Annotated in this window: 11 protein-coding genes and 1 pseudogene; 10 read left to right on the top strand and 2 right to left on the bottom strand. The window is 66.2% G+C overall.

Features of this window, described 5'->3' with window-relative positions:
- The first annotated feature begins 208 nt into the window (after nucleotides 1–208).
- The 9 genes from murB (at nucleotide 209) to ligA (ending at nucleotide 13,256) form a co-directional block, all read left to right on the top strand.
- Nucleotides 209–1,126: a UDP-N-acetylmuramate dehydrogenase gene (murB, locus tag QA642_RS11125; protein ID WP_283084699.1), complete on the top strand. Its 918-nt coding sequence runs from the start codon at nucleotides 209–211 to the stop codon at nucleotides 1,124–1,126.
- Between the two features lie 125 nt (nucleotides 1,127–1,251).
- Nucleotides 1,252–2,238 carry a D-alanine--D-alanine ligase gene (locus QA642_RS11130; RefSeq protein WP_283084700.1) on the top strand — a complete coding sequence of 329 codons (987 nt, stop codon included), beginning with the start codon at nucleotides 1,252–1,254 and terminating at the stop codon, nucleotides 2,236–2,238.
- 348 nt (nucleotides 2,239–2,586) lie between these two features.
- Nucleotides 2,587–3,615, top strand: coding sequence for a cell division protein FtsQ/DivIB (locus tag QA642_RS11135; RefSeq protein ID WP_283084701.1), 1,029 nt, complete (start codon nucleotides 2,587–2,589; stop codon nucleotides 3,613–3,615).
- Nucleotides 3,612–4,934, top strand: a complete 1,323-nt coding sequence (gene ftsA / locus QA642_RS11140; RefSeq protein WP_283084702.1) for a cell division protein FtsA — start codon at nucleotides 3,612–3,614, stop codon at nucleotides 4,932–4,934. Before QA642_RS11135 ends, ftsA begins: the two co-directional genes overlap by 4 nt.
- An 87-nt stretch (nucleotides 4,935–5,021) precedes the next feature.
- Nucleotides 5,022–6,824, top strand: coding sequence for a cell division protein FtsZ (gene ftsZ, locus QA642_RS11145; protein WP_283084703.1), 1,803 nt, complete (start codon nucleotides 5,022–5,024; stop codon nucleotides 6,822–6,824).
- Between the two features lie 364 nt (nucleotides 6,825–7,188).
- Nucleotides 7,189–8,151: a UDP-3-O-acyl-N-acetylglucosamine deacetylase gene (gene lpxC, locus QA642_RS11150; protein WP_283084704.1), complete on the top strand. Its 963-nt coding sequence runs from the start codon at nucleotides 7,189–7,191 to the stop codon at nucleotides 8,149–8,151.
- A gap of 245 nt (nucleotides 8,152–8,396) precedes the next feature.
- The gene (locus QA642_RS11155; RefSeq protein WP_283084705.1) at nucleotides 8,397–9,284 is read left to right on the top strand and encodes an outer membrane protein assembly factor BamD; all 888 of its coding nucleotides are present in this window, start codon (nucleotides 8,397–8,399) and stop codon (nucleotides 9,282–9,284) included.
- A 24-nt stretch (nucleotides 9,285–9,308) separates the two neighbouring features.
- Entirely contained in the window at nucleotides 9,309–10,982 is a 1,674-nt protein-coding gene (gene recN, locus QA642_RS11160; protein ID WP_283084706.1) for a DNA repair protein RecN, read from the top strand.
- Between the two features lie 120 nt (nucleotides 10,983–11,102).
- A complete protein-coding gene (gene ligA, locus QA642_RS11165; protein ID WP_283084707.1) occupies nucleotides 11,103–13,256 on the top strand; it encodes an NAD-dependent DNA ligase LigA in 2,154 nt (717 codons plus the stop codon).
- A gap of 202 nt (nucleotides 13,257–13,458) precedes the next feature.
- Here ligA and QA642_RS11170 read toward each other — a convergent pair.
- Nucleotides 13,459–14,738, bottom strand: a pseudogene (locus QA642_RS11170) (multidrug effflux MFS transporter).
- A 317-nt stretch (nucleotides 14,739–15,055) separates the two neighbouring features.
- Complete coding sequence (locus QA642_RS11175; protein ID WP_283084708.1) at nucleotides 15,056–16,885, bottom strand: aminopeptidase P family protein; 1,830 nt, start codon at nucleotides 16,883–16,885, stop codon at nucleotides 15,056–15,058.
- Nucleotides 16,886–17,072: 187 nt separating this feature from the next.
- Here QA642_RS11175 and QA642_RS11180 point away from each other — a divergent pair, with 187 nt between their 5' ends.
- The gene (locus tag QA642_RS11180) at nucleotides 17,073–17,252 is read left to right on the top strand and encodes a hypothetical protein (RefSeq protein ID WP_283084709.1); all 180 of its coding nucleotides are present in this window, start codon (nucleotides 17,073–17,075) and stop codon (nucleotides 17,250–17,252) included.
- Nucleotides 17,253–17,259 lie beyond the last annotated feature (7 nt).

A 17,259-nucleotide genomic window follows, 5' to 3' on the forward strand; every position in this document is an offset into this window, starting at 1 on the left:
GCAAGGGGGGAGGGAACCCATCCGCCGGTGCCTCCCCGACTCGCGCAAACGATCAGAGCGGAGCTGTGACGCTTGGTGAGGTGAGCACGCTGATCGGGCTCCCTCCCCCCTTGCGGGGGAGGGTTGGGGAGAGGGGTAAGCTGCGGGCGCTGACGGATAATGTTGCGCGAGGCAGTCTCAACGCAGCTCGCACGTCGGTCAGCACGCCATGAGCTTCCTCGACATCAGCCCTTCACTCAAAGCCGCGATGCCGGACCTCCGCGGCCGGCTGCTCGCCAACCAGTCGCTCGCCGAGCTCACCTGGTTTCGCGTCGGCGGTCCGGCGCAGGTGCTGTTCACGCCGGCGGACGAGGACGATCTCGCATATTTCCTCGCGCGTCTCGCATCTGACATCCCCGTCTACGTCGTCGGCGTCGGCTCGAACCTGATCGTGCGTGACGGCGGCATTGCCGGCGTGGTGATCCGTCTCGCGCCGCGTGCCTTTGGCGAGGCGACCGCCGACGGCGATATCGTCACCGCGGGCGCTGCGGCGCTCGACAAGCGCGTGGCGGAAGTTGCGGCAAGCGCCAATATCGGCGGGCTCGAATTCTACTTCGGCATTCCCGGTACCATCGGCGGCGCGCTGCGGATGAATGCGGGTGCCAATGGCGGCGAGACCAAGGACGTGCTGATCGAGGCGCGAGGCGTCGGGCGCGACGGCACCAAGCACGTCTTCTCCAACGCGGACATGAAGTTCGTCTACCGCAACAGCGGCGTCGATCCCTCCATCATCTTCACCTCCGCGCGCTTCCAGGGCGAGATCAAGGATGCCGAGGCGATCCGCGCCCGCATGGCGGAGGTGCAAAACCACCGTGAGGCCGCGCAGCCGATCCGCGAGAAGACCGGCGGCTCGACCTTCAAGAATCCGCCCGGCCATTCCGCCTGGAAGCTGGTGGACGCCGCCGGCTGCCGCGGCTTGCGCGTCGGCGGCGCGCAGGTCTCGGAGATGCACTGCAATTTCCTGATCAACACCGGCGATGCCACCGCGCACGACATCGAGACGCTGGGCGAGACCGTGCGCGAACGCGTGAAGGCGAATTCCGGAATTGAGCTACACTGGGAAATCAAGCGGATCGGGGTTTCATGATCATCGTCATTCCGGGGCTCGCGAAGCGAGAGCCCGGAATCCATACTCACGATCGTGGTTATGGATTCCGGGCCTGCGCCTTGCGGCGCATCCCGGAATGACGGAGCAGATAGGTAACTGAGAACATGCGCATCACCATCCTCTTCGGCGGCTCCAACCGCGAGCGTCTGGTTTCGGTCGCCTCGGCCCAGGCGCTGCACCAGGCGCTGCCCGAGGCCGATCTCTGGTGGTGGGACATCGAGGACAAGGTGCATGTGGTGCAGTCCAAGCAGCTGCTCGAGCATGCCCGCCCGTTCGAGGACGAGTTCACGCCCGGCACGCGGGGCATTCCGCTGGCGCAGGCGCTCGACCAGGCCAAGGCGGAAGGCCGCGTGCTGGTGCTCGGCCTGCATGGCGGGCGCGCGGAGAACGGCGAATTGCAGGTGATGTGCGAGGCGCGCGGCGTGCCCTTCACCGGCTCGGGCTCGGCATCCTCGCATCTCGCCTTCGACAAGATTGCAGCCAAGCATTTCGCCGCGCTCGGCGGCGTGACGCCGCCGGCCAACATTGCGCTCGAGGCCATCGAAGAGGCCTTCGCCGAATATGGCCGGCTGATCGCCAAGCCGGCGCGCGACGGTTCGAGCTACGGCCTGATCTTCGTCAACGCCAAGCAGGACCTCGTCGCGGTCCGCAATGCCGCCAAGCACGAAGAGTATGTGATCGAGCCCTACATCGCCGGCGTCGAGGCGACCTGCGGCGTGCTCGAGCGCCCCGACGGCTCGATCATCTCGCTGCCGCCGATCGAGATCATCCCGGGTGAGGGCAATTTCGATTACGCGGCAAAATATCTTTTGAAGTCGACCCAGGAGATCTGCCCGGGCCGGTTTGCACCCGAGATCACCGCCGCGCTGAAGGAGCAGGCGATGCTGGCGCACCGGGCGATGTCCTGCACCGGCTACTCCCGCTCGGACTTCATCGTCTCGGAGAAGGGCCTCGTCTATCTCGAAACCAACACGCTGCCCGGGCTGACCAAGTCCTCGCTCTACCCCAAGGCGCTGAAAGCCGAAGGCATCGCGTTCGTCGACTTCCTGCGCGGCCTGGTCGAGCTCGCCGGGCGGGGTGTGCGAAAATAATTAGGACTGGTTAACGGCCAAACGGCCGAAATGGCCCGGTTTGGGGTCCAAATCCGGTAAAATGCCGGACATCGCGGCATAAATGCCTCACATCACGGGGCAAAAAGCATTCCGCGTTAACGAAGTTTACCTTTTGTTTACCAGGACAGCCGAAGGTTAACGCTGGCGGCGCATATGGCGTTTTGGCTGCCGGCGCGTGAGCTGTCCTGGTGATGTCACCTCCAGCGAACGCTTTGAACGGGAGAGGTTTCTTCTGCTGAAGACCAGCACCCGGCCCGGCAAGTCCGAGACGTCATGTTCGCCAGGACCCGCGCGATGTTGCGGGCTAACTGTTGACGAGCTCGTGCAATGGATGGTGCAGGAAGCCTCACCCGGTCGCTTTTCAGATCGCTGAGGCCCCAAGCTGACCTGAAGGCGGCCGCTGTCGGAGCGGTCGTGCTTCTGCGCGAGTGGGTGCAGGACAAGCGGGCCGAGGCGCGCGCTGCCGCCCAGGACAAGGCCAAGGCCAAGGCGAAGTTGAAGCCGGTCGTCGAGCGCGAGCCGCCGCCGCGCGTGGTCGCGCTGGTCGAGCGCTATCTGCCGCGCCGGGTCGGGCTCACCATGACCGTGGTGCTGCTGCTCGGAAGCTGCGGCTTCGGCATCGTCAAGGGCGGCCATCTCCAGGATTTCATCACCGCGGTCAGCGATGCCCGCAACGCGCTGGCCAATTCCGCCGGCTTCCGCATCACCTCGGTCGCGATCAACGGCCGCAAGCAGCTCACCCAGGACGAGATCCTCGCGATCGGCGGCGTCAGCGGTCGCTCCTCGCTGCTGTTCCTCGACGCCGACGCGGTGCGCGACAAGCTCAAGGCCAATCCCTGGATCGCGGATGCGACCGTGCTGAAGCTCTATCCGGGCCGGCTGATGATCGACATCACCGAGCGCCAGGCGTTCGCGCTGTGGCAGGAGGCCGGCCGGCTTTCCGTGATCGCCGACGACGGCGCCGTGCTCGAACCCTATGTCTCGCGCCGCTTCCTGGCGCTGCCGCTCGTGGTCGGCAAGGGCGCCGACACCCAGGCGCGCGATTTCCTGGCGCTGCTGGCGCGCTATCCGCAGATCAATTCGGTGACCAAGGCCGCGATCTATGTCGGCGAGCGACGCTGGAATTTGAGGCTCAAGGACGGCCTCGACATCCGCCTGCCCGAGCAGGACGTCGGCAATGCGCTGGCGATGCTGTCCCGGCTCGACAAGGAGGACAGGCTGTTCTCCCGCGACATCGTCGCCGTCGACCTGCGCCTGCCCGATCGCCTGGTGGTGCAGCTGTCCGACGACGCCGCCAAGGCGCGCGAGGAGCAGTTCAAGGACAAGAAGAAGAAAAAGGCCGGGGACGCCGCATGACCGGTCTTGATCGCAACCAGACCCCGAAGACGCGCCCGATGCCGCACAAGCGCGGCGGCCTCGTCGCCTGCCTCGACATCGGCACCAGCAAGATCGCCTGCATGATCGCGCGGCTGAAGCCGTCGCCCCCGAGCGACGCCTTGCGCGGCCGCACCCATGCGGTGGAGCTGGTCGGATACAGCCAGATCCAGTCGCGCGGCATGAAGGCCGGCGCGGTGATCGATCTCGGCGAATGCGAGCAGGCGGTGCGCCAGGCCGTCGGCCTCGCCGAGAAAATGGCCAAGGTGCGGGTCGATTCCGTGCTGCTGTCGGTCTCCGGCGGCCGGCTTTCAGGCCAGCTGGTCGAAGCCGCCGCCGACATCCGTGGCGGCGCAGTGACGCCGGCCGATGTCAGCCGCGTGACCTCTACGGGCATGCGCCACGCCACCGGCGAAGGCCGCACCGTGTTGCACGCGCTGCCGGTCGGCTACACGCTCGACGGCGTCAAGGGCATCCGCGATCCCCGCGGCATGGTCGCGCACCAGTTCGGCGTCGACATGAATGTCGTCACCTGCGACGCCACCGTGGCGCGCAACCTGATGCTGGCGGTGGAGCGCTGCCACATCAACGTCGAAGCCATGGCGGCGAGCCCCTATGTGGCCGGTCTTTCCGTGCTGACCGACGACGAAGCCGATCTCGGCGCCGCCGTGGTCGAGATGGGTGCGGGCACCACCACGATCGCGGTCTATTCCGGCGGACGTTTCGTGCATGCGGCCGGTTTTGCGGTTGGCGGGCAACACATCACGATGGATCTCGCCCGCGGACTCTCCGCGACCATTGCCGATGCCGAGCGAATCAAGACGTTATACGGCACCGTCATCACCGGCGGATCGGACTCGCGTGAGCTGATGTCTGTACCGACAGCCGGTGACGAGCAGGATCTGCCGCAGATCGTCTCTCGCGCCACCATCGCCAACATCGTCAAGCACCGTGCCGAGGAAGTCTTCGAAATGGTTCGGGACAAGCTGAAGGATTCGCCCTTCGCCTCAGAGCCCAACGGCCGCGTCGTGCTCTCGGGCGGCGCCTCGCAGCTCACCGGCCTCGTCGAACTCGGCACTCAGATTCTCGGCCGGCCCGTGCGGGTCGGTCGTCCGCTCGGTTTCGGCCGGCTGCCCAACGAGGCGAAGAACGCCGCGTTCGCGGTGCCGGCCGGACTTCTCGTCTACCCGCAATATGTTCACCTCGAACATGTCGAACCGCGGCATACGCGGCAGCAGGTCAAGACAGGGACCGGCGGTTATTTCGGAAAGGTCGGACGATGGCTACGCGAGGGCTTTTGATGACTCATTTCCGCAATTCCCGATTTTCACCAACTCCCGCGGCCACCGGCCGGGGCGAACCCACGCGCGCGTGATCGAGAGGCAACCATGACCATCAGCATCAATGTTCCTGATATTCACGAACTGAAGCCCCGGATCACCGTGTTCGGCGTCGGTGGCGCCGGTGGCAACGCCGTCAACAACATGATCACGGCGGGCCTGCAAGGCGTCGACTTCGTCGTCGCCAACACCGACGCGCAGGCGCTGACGATGTCGAAGGCGCAGCGCATCGTGCAGATGGGCACCGCGGTCACGCAAGGGCTCGGCGCAGGCTCGCAGCCGAACGTCGGCGCTGCCGCCGCGGAAGAGGTGATCGACGAGCTGCGCGACCATCTCTCGGGCGCCAACATGGTGTTCGTCACCGCCGGCATGGGCGGCGGCACCGGCACGGGTGCAGCTCCCGTCATCGCCAAGACCGCGCGCGACATGGGCATCCTCACCGTCGGCGTCGTGACCAAGCCGTTCCACTTCGAGGGCGGCCGCCGCATGCGCACCGCCGAAGCCGGCATCAACGAGCTGCACAAGGTCGTCGATACGCTCCTGATCATCCCGAACCAGAACCTGTTCCGGGTCGCCAACGAGAAGACCACCTTCGCCGACGCCTTCGCGATGGCCGACCAGGTGCTCTATTCGGGCGTTGCCTGCATCACCGACCTGATGGTCAAGGAAGGCCTGATCAATCTCGACTTCGCCGACGTGAGAGCGGTGATGAGGGAAATGGGTAAGGCGATGATGGGCACGGGCGAGGCCTCCGGCGACAAGCGTGCGCTGACCGCCGCTGAAGCCGCGATCGCCAACCCGCTGATCGACGACTCATCGATGAAGGGCGCCAAGGGCCTTCTCATCTCCATCACCGGCGGCAAGGATCTCACGCTGTTCGAGGTGGACGAAGCCGCAACCCGCATCCGCGAGGAAGTCGACCAGGACGCCAACATCATCGTCGGCGCGACCTTCGATGAAGCGCTCGACGGCCTGATCCGCGTCTCGGTCGTCGCCACCGGCATCGAGCAGGCGGCGATCGCCCGCAACAGCCAGGCGACCTCCGCTCCCGTCGCGAACGCCGCGCCGCAGGTGCAGCAGGCCCCTGCCGCTCCGGCCGCCGTTGCCGAGAGCCGTCTCGCCGACCTGACCGCGCGGCTCCGTGCCGACAACCAGCGCCTGGCCGAACGGGCCCAGAAGCTGGAATCGCAGATCCCGACCGCTGCGTCGGCTCCGATCGCCGCCTCTCCGGCGGCGCCGCGTGCGAACGTCGAGCGCGCCGCGCTCGCCGCCATCGCCGCTGCCGTCTCCGACGTGCCGCATGCGCCGGCGCCGCAGACCTATGGCGACGTCACCGTGCGCCCGATCGCGCAGAAGCCGACCCTGTTCCCGGAGCCTGAGCAGGCCCCGATCGCAATGCAGGAGCCGATGACGCCGGAAAACTTCATCCCGCCGCAGGCCGAGCGCCCGCCGGTCCGTGCGCCGCGGATGCCGCGTCTCGAGGAACTGCCGATGCCGGCCCAGGCCGAGCTTCGCCAGGCCCGTGGCGAGGTCGAAGAAGAGACCCCGCAGAAGAGCCGCCTGTCGCTGCTGCAGCGCCTCGCCAATGTCGGCCTCGGCCGCCGCGACGAGGAGAGCGAGCCGCCGGTCGCCGCCCGCACCGCCGGTCCCGCGATGCCGCCGCTGCCCGATCGCCGTCCTCAGAAGACCGTGGCACAGCAGATCGCGGCGAGCGAGCCGGTATCAGAGTATGCCCGCCGTCCCGCGCCCCAGGGTCTGGACATGCATGGCCGCCCGGCGCCTGTTGCGCCGGCGCCACAGGGTGACGACCATCTTGATATCCCAGCCTTCCTGCGGCGTCAGGCGACCTGAGGATTGTTACAATAAGGCCGACGAAAAAAGGTCCCGGCAACAAGCTTGCCGGGACCTTTCCTTTTGTCCAATGAATGCCCGGATTGCTCAGCCAAACAACTGATTTTAAATCATTAATTACGTATTCGGTGGTTCAGTAAAACTGCCGATAACGGCCCAAAACCTAAGGCTAATTTGGTTAAGCCTTGGCGCGAATACGGCAGGTTTGGGGTAACAATCGGTAAAAAAGCGTGAGTTGGCGCTGTTTGAGGCAGCAACTATGGTTTGCCGTGACTTGGGGATACGGAGATTCGCAACCGTCGGCAGTGGCCGGCCAAGCGTGTCTAGTATAAGTCGCAATGGGTCGTAGTGGGGCGGATTCCTGATGAAATTTAGCCGGCAAACAACGCTTCGCGCGCAAGCCACCGTGGCAGGCCTCGGCGTTCACTCCGGTCTTCCCGTCACCCTCACGCTTGGGCCTGCGCCTGTCGACGCGGGGTTTATTTTTGTCCGCACCGGCCTTGAGGGAAGTGATCGCGAAGTTCAGGCGACTGCCGACCAGGTGATCGCCACCGATTTCGCCACCGTCCTCGGCGATCGCAGCGGTCCTTTGGTCTCCACCGCGGAGCATGTGCTTGCTGCACTGCGGGGCATGGGCGTCGACAACGCCACCATCGAGATCGACGGGCCGGAAGTGCCGATCATGGACGGCAGTGCCGCGGCCTTCATTGCGGCGATCGACCAGGCCGGCATCGTCACCCAGTCGGCGCAGCGCCGCTTCATCCAGGTTTTGAAGCCGATCTCGGTCAAGATCGGCGACACCTTCGGCGAGATCCGGCCCTATGCCAACGGGTTCCGCGCCGAGGTCGAGATTGACTTCACCAATGCCGTCATCGGCCAGCAGAGCTATTCCTTCGAGCTCAGCCCGGAACGCTTCCGCCGCGAAGTCGGCCGCGCCCGGACCTTCGGCTTGATGTGCGATGTCGCCCGTCTCTGGAGCGCGGGTTACGCGCTCGGCGCCTCCTTCGACAACACCGTCGTGTTCGACGACGAGCGGCTGCTCAACACCGAGGGCCTGCGCTACGCCGACGAATGCGCCCGCCACAAGGTGCTGGACGTGATCGGCGACCTCGCGCTGGCCGGCCTGCCACTGCTCGGCGCCTATCGCTCGGTTCGCGGTGGCCACAAGCTCAACCATGCCGTCCTGACGGCGCTGCTCGCCGACCGCACGGCCTGGCGCGTCGTCGAGGGCGAGGCGGTCCGTCGCACCACGCGTCCAATGGGCGAAGTCGGCCGCGGCATCGTCGGCGGCCGGGTCGCTGCGGCCTACGGGCCGGACGTGTCCTGAACAGACCCGCTGCCGCGGATCCGCGGCGGTCTTTTTCCCGGGAAACTCCTGGTAACCATGATCCGCTAGCATTGCGGCAATTTCGCCTTAATCCGGGCGGAATGCCTGCCTATCGGGTGAGTTAGCGATCGTTTTTCGGTTACTCCTGCGTGGTCGCATGGCAGGCACCACGGTCACATGTCGCGCCCATGACCGAGTTCATGGGCTGGCGGGCACCGCATCACAGGGCGTCAGGTCTTAAATTCATGTCGGCACAGCGTATGACGCGCGGATATCTCTCCCTCTCGTCTGGCGCCCGCGGGCTGCTTCACGCCGCCACCTTCATCCTGCTCGCGCTGCCGCTGGCCGGCTGCGGCACCGGCGCGCTCTGGGACAAGTTCACCGCCAAGGACGACACTTTCACCGAGGAGCCCGCCGACAAGATCTACAATGAGGGCCTGTACCTCATGAACGAGAAGAAGGACATGAAGGCGGCGACCAAGAAGTTCGAGGAGGTCGACCGCCAGCATCCTTATTCCGACTGGGCCCGCAAATCGCTGCTGATGTCGGCCTACGCTTCCTACCAGGGCGGCGACTATGACGGCTGCATCGGCGCCGCCACCCGCTACGTCACGCTGCATCCCGGCAGCCCGGACGCGGCCTATGCGCAGTACCTGATCGCCGCCTCCCATTACGACCAGATTCCGGACGTCAGCCGCGACCAGGGCCGTACCGAGAAGGCGATCGCCGCGCTCGAAGAGGTGGTGCGCAAATATCCGAACTCGGAATATGCGACCTCGGCCAAGGCCAAGATCGAGGGTGCGCGCGACCAGCTCGCCGGCAAGGAAATGAATGTCGGCCGCTATTACGCGCAGAAGCGCGACTACACTGCGGCGATCAACCGCTACAAGGCCGTCGTGACGCAGTACCAGACCACGCGCCACGTCGAGGAAGCGCTGTTCCGGCTCACCGAGGCCTATATGGCGATCGGCATCGTCGGCGAGGCGCAGACCGCGGCCGCCGTGCTCGGCCACAATTTTCCTGACAGCCGCTGGTACAAGGACGCCTATAATCTTGTAAAATCGGGCGGTCTCGAACCGAGCGAGAATCAGGGGTCCTGGATCAGCCGGACCTTCAAGAAGATGGGTCTGTAGGTCTCGGCTAGGAAATCTGGTTCCATGCTGGCGCGTCTGTCGATCCGTGACATCGTCCTGATCGAACGGCTCGATATCGAATTCGCCACCGGCCTTGCGGTTTTGACCGGCGAGACCGGTGCGGGCAAATCCATCCTGCTCGATGCCTTTGCGCTGGCGCTCGGCGGCCGCGGCGACGCCGGCCTCGTGCGTCACGGCGCGGAGCAGGGGCAGGTCACCGCCGTGTTCGATGTCCCCAAGAATCATCCGGCGGCGAACATCCTCGCCGAGAACGGCCTGGACGACACTGGCGAGATGATTCTTCGCCGGGTTCAACTCGCCGACGGCCGCACCCGCGCCTTCATCAACGACCAGTCGATCAGCGTGCAGACGCTGAAGGCGGTCGGCGCCGCCCTGGTCGAGATCCACGGCCAGCACGACGAGCGCGCGCTGGTCGATGCCGCCACCCACCGCCGCCTGCTCGATGCCTTCGCGGGCCTCGAGAAGGACGTCTCCGCCGTCGAAGCGCTCTGGGACGCCCGCCGCACCGCCAACACCGCGCTGGAAGAGCACCGCACCGGGATGGAGCGCGCCGCGCGCGAGGCCGATTATCTGCGCCACGCCTCCGACGAATTGAAGCAGCTCGCGCCCAAGGACGGCGAGGAGACCGCGCTGGCCTCGCGCCGCACCACCATGATGCAGGGCGAGAAGATCGCCTCCGATCTGCGCGAGGCGCAGGAGGCGGTCGGCGGCAATCATTCGCCGGTTGCGGCGCTGTCGGCCGCCGTGCGCCGGCTAGAGCGCCGCGGCGTCAATTCGCCGGCCCTGGTCGAGCCGGCCGTAAGGGCGATCGACATCGCGATCAACGCGCTGGAGGAGGCCGATCAGCATCTCCAGGCTGCGCTTGCCGCAACCGATTTCGATCCGGCCGAGCTCGAACGTATCGAGGAGCGGCTGTTCGCACTTCGCGCGGCCTCGCGCAAATATTCGACGCCGGTCGATGGCCTCGCCGCGCTGGCCGCCAAATACGCCGCCGATGTCGTGCTGATCGATGCCGGCGCCTCGCAGCTCAAGAAGCTGGAGCAGGCCGCGATCGAGGCCGATTCGCGCTATGCGGCTGCCGCCAAAAAACTGTCGCTGGCGCGGCAGAAATCGGCGGAGAAGCTCAACAAGGCCGTCAACGCCGAGCTCGCCCCGCTCAAGCTCGAGCGCGCCAAGTTCATGACCCAGGTCGAGACCGACGAGGCAGCTCCGGGCCCGCAAGGTTTCGACCGTGTCGAGTTCTGGGTGCAGACCAATCCGGGCACGAGGCCGGGACCGCTGATGAAGGTCGCCTCCGGCGGCGAGCTGTCGCGCTTCCTCTTGGCGCTCAAGGTCGTGCTGTCCGACCGCGGCTCGGCGCCGACGCTCGTGTTCGACGAAATCGACACCGGCGTCGGCGGTGCGGTCGCGGACGCCATCGGCGCGCGGCTCGCGCGCCTTGCCGGCAAGGTGCAGGTGATGGCCGTGACCCACGCTCCCCAGGTCGCCGCCCGCGCCGACCAGCATCTGCTGATCTCCAAGGACGCCCTCGACAAGGGCAAGCGCGTCGCCACCCGCGTCAATGCGCTCGCCGCCGACCACCGCCGCGAGGAGATCGCCCGCATGCTCGCCGGCGCCGAGATCACGGCGGAGGCGAGGGCGGCCGCGGAGAGGTTGCTCAAGGCGGCGACGGCTTGATTCTCGTGTCCGGACGCGCGCAGCGCGAGCCGGGACCATTAACGTCGCTGCATAGTATCCCGGGAACAAAGCGGCCACCCCGCCTTTACCCTCCCGCCCGCTCCGTCGTATCCAGACACCATGGCAAGAGCAGCAAAATCCAAGGCAAGGCCGCTTCGCGACGTCACCGAGCTCACCAAGGCCCAGGCCAAGGTCGAGCACATGCGGCTCGCGCTCGAGCTCGAAGAGCACGACCGCCGCTATTATCAAGAGGACGCGCCTAGCGTCACCGACGCCGAATACGACGCGCTGCGCCAGCGCTTCAACGCGATCGAGAAGCGCTTTCCGGAATTCGTCAGCGCGGACTCGCCCTCGCAGAAGGTCGGCGCCGCGCCATCGGGGCGCTTCAGGAAGGTGCGTCACTCCCTTCCCATGCTGTCGCTCGACAACGCCTTTGCCGAAGAGGATGTGCGCGACTTCGTCGGCCGCATCGTGCGCTTCCTGAAGCTCGACGACGGCAAGGTCGATTTCTCCGCCGAGCCGAAGATCGACGGCCTCTCGATGTCGCTGCGCTATGAGGGCGGCGAGCTCGTCACCGCGGCGACGCGCGGCGACGGCGCGGAAGGCGAGGACGTCACCGCCAACATCCGCACCCTCGAAGACGTGCCGCAGAAGCTGAAGGGCCGCAACGTCCCCGACATCTGCGAGGTGCGCGGCGAGGTCTACATGACCAAGAAGGCCTTCCTCGCGCTCAACGAGCGGCAGAAGGCCGCCGGCGATACCATCTTCGCCAATCCGCGCAATTCGGCCGCGGGCTCGCTGCGCCAGAAGGACCCGACCATCACCGCCTCGCGCCCCCTCGGCTTCTTCGCCTATGCCTGGGGCGAGATGAGCGCGATGCCCGAGGGTACGCAGAGCGGCATGATCGGCTGGTTCGAACGTTGCGGTTTCAAGACCAATCCGTTGACCAAGCTATGTCACTCGGTCGAGGAGCTGCTCGCCTTCCATCATTCGATCGAGGAGCAGCGCGCGCGGCTCGACTACGACATCGATGGCGTCGTCTACAAGGTCGATCGCATCGACTGGCAGGAGCGCCTCGGCTTCGTCTCGCGCACGCCGCGCTGGGGCATCGCGCACAAATTCCCGGCCGAGCGCGCCATGACGGTGCTGCGCGACATCGAGATCCAGGTCGGCCGCACCGGCTCGTTCACGCCGGTCGGCAAGCTCGAGCCGGTCGGCGTCGGCGGCGTGATAGTGCAGAACGTCACGCTGCACAACGAGGACTACATCAAGGGCATCGGCAACAAGGGCGAGGTGCTGCGCGAGGGCCGCGACATCCGGATCGGCGACACCGTCGTGATCCAGCGCGCCGGCGACGTCATTCCGCAGGTGGTCGACGTCGTTCTCGACAAGCGGCCCAAGACCGCCAAGGAATTCCACTTCCCCAAGAAGTGCCCGTGTCCGTTGCACACCGACGTCACGCGCGAGGAGACCGCGGCGGGCGAAGAAGGCTCGCGGGCGCGCTGCACCGGCGAGTTCGCCTGCCCCTATCAGAAGATCGAGCATCTCAAGCTGTTCGTCTCGCGCCGGGCCTTCGACATCGATGGTCTCGGCGAGAAGCAGCTCCAGTATTTCTTCGATGAAGGATGGGTGAAGGAGCCCGCCGACATCTTCACGCTGGAGAAGCGCAATTCCAAGCTGAAGCTCGAGGACATCGAAGGCTACGGCGCGACCTCGGTGCGTAATCTGTTCGGCGCGATCGAGAGCCGGCGCAAAATCGCGCTGGAGCGTTTCGTCTATGCGCTCGGCATGCGCCATGTCGGTGAGACCACCGCGCTGGCGCTGGCGCGTGGCTACGGCTCCTGGGATGCCTTCCACGATGCCTGCCTCAAGGTCGCCAAGGGCGACGAGGAGGCGATGGCGGACATGGACGCGCTCGACCAGATCGGCGACACCGTGATCAAGAGCATCGCCGATTATTTCGGCGAAAGCCACAACCGCGGCATCGTCGAGCGGCTGACCAAAGAGGTCGAGATCGTCGACGCCGAGAAGCCGAAGAGCAACTCGGCGGTGGCCGGCAAGACGGTGGTCTTCACCGGCTCGCTGGAGAAGATGACGCGCGACGAGGCCAAGGCGACCGCGGAACGCCTGGGCGCAAAGGTCTCGGGCTCGGTGTCGAAGAAGACCGATCTCGTCGTCGCCGGCCCCGGCGCCGGCTCGAAGCTCGCGGAGGCCAACAAGCACGGCGTCAAGGTGCTGACCGAGGACGAGTGGCTGAAGCTGATCGGGGAGTGAGGGGGCGAGCGCGCGTCTCACTCCGCCGTCATCGCCCGGCATGACCGGGCGATCCAGTACGCCGAGACAGCTGTGATCGAACCGAGACGCCGCGGCGTACTGGATCCCCCGCCTGAGCCTGTCATCGGGCTCGCCGAAGGCGAGACCCGGTGGCGGGGGATGACACCGACGGTGTCGTGACGGCCGTCGCCCACAGCGACAGCTACATCATCCCGCTCTCTTCCTCCTCGGCCTGCTCGATCAATTGCTCGCTCACCACCAATTCGCGGCGGGGGACGACGAAGATCATCATGCAGGCACAGAGCAGCGAGATCGCCAGCACTGCCGCGGTCAGCGGCAGCGTCGTTGCGGAATGGCCGCCGAGATAGGCGCCGAACTGCGACATCAGCGCGCCGATGCCCTGCTGGAGGAAGCCCATCGCACCCGATGCGGTGCCGGCCGCCTCGGGGCGGATGCTGATGGCACCGGCGGCGGAGTTCGCCATCACGAAGGCATTGCCGACCATCACGATCATCTGCGTGCCGAATAGCCAGGCCGGTGCCTCGTTCCAACCGGTGAAACTCCACAGCAGGTTCAGCAGGCTGCCGCACAGCTGCAGGCCGAGACCGAACCAGATCAGTTTCTCCAGCGAGTGTCGCGGCGCAAAGCGCACGCAGAGCAAATTGCCGACGAGATATGCAAAGCCTGTGGTCGCGAACCAGGCGCCGTATTCCGCGCTGGTCCGGCCCATCTGCGTGACCACGATATAGGGGCCGCCACCGGCGAAGGTGAAGATGATCTGCGACGCCAGCACCTGGCACATCACATAGCCGATGAAAGCGCGGCTCTTGATCAGGGTGCCGACGTCGCTGCGAAAGCCGCCGCTGCCGACTGCGCGGTCGCGGCGCGTCTCCGGCAATGCGATCGCGATGCCGACGGCGACCGCGATCGCGCCGATCGTGACGGCGTAGAAGATGGCGCGCCAGCCGAACGCGGTCTCGATCAGGCCGCCGGTGAGCGGCGACACCATCTGGCCGATCATCAGCGCCGCGACCACGAGGCTGATCATCGAGGCAACGCGGTCGCGCTCGTAGATGTCGCGGATGATGGCGCGGCTGATCACATGCCGGAGGCGCCGCCCAGCGCCTGGAAGAAGCGCGCTGCGATCAGTTGCGGCAGGGTCTCGGCGAAGATGCAGGCGATGCTCGCTGCGACCATCAGCGCGAGGCCTCCAAGCAGCACCGGACGCCGGCCAAACTTGTCGGACAGCGGCCCCATGATGAGCTGCGACAGCGCGATGCCGACCATGTAGAGCGACACCGTCATCTGCGCGATCGAGATGTCGCGCCCGAACGTCGTCGCCAGCACCGGCAGTGCCGGAACCAGGATGTAGAGCGAGATCGGCGCGATCCCGGTCATGACGACCAGCAGCAGCAACACCACGCGCGAGGTCGCGATGTTCTTCGTCGCCGCGTCCGGCGGCCTGCTGATCATGCCGTGCATAGATGTCCGTCTTTCGAATTCGAATCGACTGTAGCGCGCTCACGCAAGACGGATATCGGCGTTTCGGAATGCGGCTATACGGATTCCGGGACGGTTATAATAGCGGCGCGATGGCGACCCATTGAGCGCACGTCTCGTTCCACAAATGAGGTGTCATTCCCCGCGAAAGCGGGGAATCCAGTGCGCCGCGGCTTCACCGTATACGTTTGACGTCTCTGGAATACTGGATGCTCCGCTTTCGCGGGGCACGACAGCTGTGGTGGAGTGAGGAGCGTTGCGCAAATCGCGTAGAGCTATGCAACGTGCCCCGGCGCGCGTTACGCCTTCAGCTCGGCCGTCGCCTGGTCGAGCCACGCCTTCGTCGCCTCGTCCAGCGCCGGCCGCACCTCGGCCCGCACGCGCGCATGATAGGCGTTGAGCCAGTCGAGCTCGTCACGGCTCAGCATCGCCACATCGATCAGCCGCCGGTCGATCGGCGCCAGCGTCAGCGTCTCGAACGCGTTCATCGGCTTCTCGGCGCCCTTGATCTCGGCGGCGACGACGAGCTCGAGGTTCTCGATGCGGATGCCGAAGCCGTCGGTCTTGTAGTAGCCGGGCTCGTTGGAGAGGATCATGCCGCGCTTCAGCGGCATGGTGCCGAGCTTGGAGATGCGCGCCGGCCCTTCATGCACACTGAGATAGCTGCCGACGCCGTGGCCGGTGCCGTGCTCGAAATCGACGCCGGCGGACCAGAGATATTGCCGCGCCAGCGTGTCGAGCTGCGCGCCGGTGGTGCCGTCGGGAAACACTGCGCGCGCGATCGCGATATGGCCGCGCAGCACGCGGGTGAAGCGGTCGCGCATCTCTTCCGTCGGCTCGCCCACCGCCATGGTGCGCGTGACGTCGGTGGTGCCGTCTTCATATTGCGCGCCGGAATCGATCAGCAGAAGATCGCCGGGCGCGATGCGCCGGTTGCTCTTGCGGGTGACGCGGTAATGCACGATGGCGCCGTTCGGGCCAGTGCCGGAGATGGTCGGGAACGAGACGTCCTTGAGCGCGCCGGTGTCGCGTCGGAACGTCTCGAGCGCCTCGACCGCGTCGATCTCGGTGAGCTTGCCGCTTCCCGCCTCGCGGTCGATCCATGCGAGGAAACGTGCCAGGGCCACGGCGTCGCGGACATGGGCCGTCTTCGTGCCGGTGATCTCGGTCGCGTTCTTGACCGCCTTGAGCAGTGCGATCGGATCGCTGCCGCGCACCGGCTTGCCGCCGGCGCCCGCGATCAGCCGGCTCAGCGCGTCGGCTGCGGTGGCATTGTCGAGCGCGATAGCCGCGCCGCTCTTCGCCAGCGCCATCAGCGTCGGCGCCATCGCGTCGGGGTCGCGCACGTCGGCGGACTGCTCGAGATGGTCGCGCGTCAGGTTGGAGAGCTTGCGATGGTCGATGAAGATGGTGGGACGGCCGTCCTTCGGCACCAGCGCATAGGACAGCGGCAGCGGCGTATGGGCAACGTCGGCGCCGCGGATGTTGAAGGTCCAGGCCACGGCATGGCTGTCGGACAGCACCAGCGCATCGACGCCGAGCTTTCCGATCTCGCTCCTGATCTGCGCGATCTTCGCGGCCTCGGCGATCCCCGCATATTGCAGGCCGTGGACGGCGACCGGGGCGAGCGGCGGCTGCGGCCGGTCCTGCCAGATCGCATCGACCGGATTGCTGTCGACGGCGACCAGCTCGGCGCCGGCCTTGGCGCAGGCAGCCGCGAGACGCTCGGCTGCCGAAGAAGTGTGCAGCCACGGATCAAATCCTAGGCGATCGCCCGCCTTCAGATGCGCCGACACCCAGCTTTCCGGCGGCGGATCGACCAGAGACTCCACCGCCCAGGCCTTGGCGTCGACCTGCTTGGCGGCCTGGATGGTGTAGCGGCCGTCGACGAACACGGCGGCTTCGTGCGTTAGCACCACCGCCAATCCCGCCGAGCCGGTGAAGCCGGTCAGCCAGGCGAGGCGCTCCTCCGACGGGGGAACATATTCGTTCTGCTGCTGGTCGGCCCGCGGAACGACGAAGCCGGCCAGCTTGCGGCGGGCGAGCTCTTCACGGAGCGCGGCCAGGCGCGCCGTCAATGCGACGCCGGCCTCGGGCTCCTCGAATGTCTGGAAGTGCGCTTCGAACATGATGGGCTCAATCTAGGACCATGGGGATCGGTCCGCAATCCGGACGCAATTGCGGCGCATCTGGCATGGACTGTGCTTGAAAATTGCCATTCGAATTGAGTGGAGTACAGGATGCAGCAGTTGCGCTTCGTCCGGATAACAGGGAAATTCGAGCAAGTGGTTCATCTCAACGGCGAGGGGACACACGATGCCAGCGTTCACGTTTGAGAAGATCACGCCGCCGGCCCGCCGCGCCCCGGCCGCACCACAGCCTGAGAAGCCGCGCGGCCGCATCAGCCAGATGATCCTCCGTTTCGCCGAGCGCCGCGCCAGGCGCGCCTTGCGGGGCAAGCGCGCGATGCAACGGGACGAGAAGCCGGCGGAGTAGCGGCATT

Origin of the sequence: Bradyrhizobium sp. CB2312 (genome assembly GCF_029714425.1) — a bacterium.
In the GTDB taxonomy this organism is placed as follows: domain Bacteria; phylum Pseudomonadota; class Alphaproteobacteria; order Rhizobiales; family Xanthobacteraceae; genus Bradyrhizobium.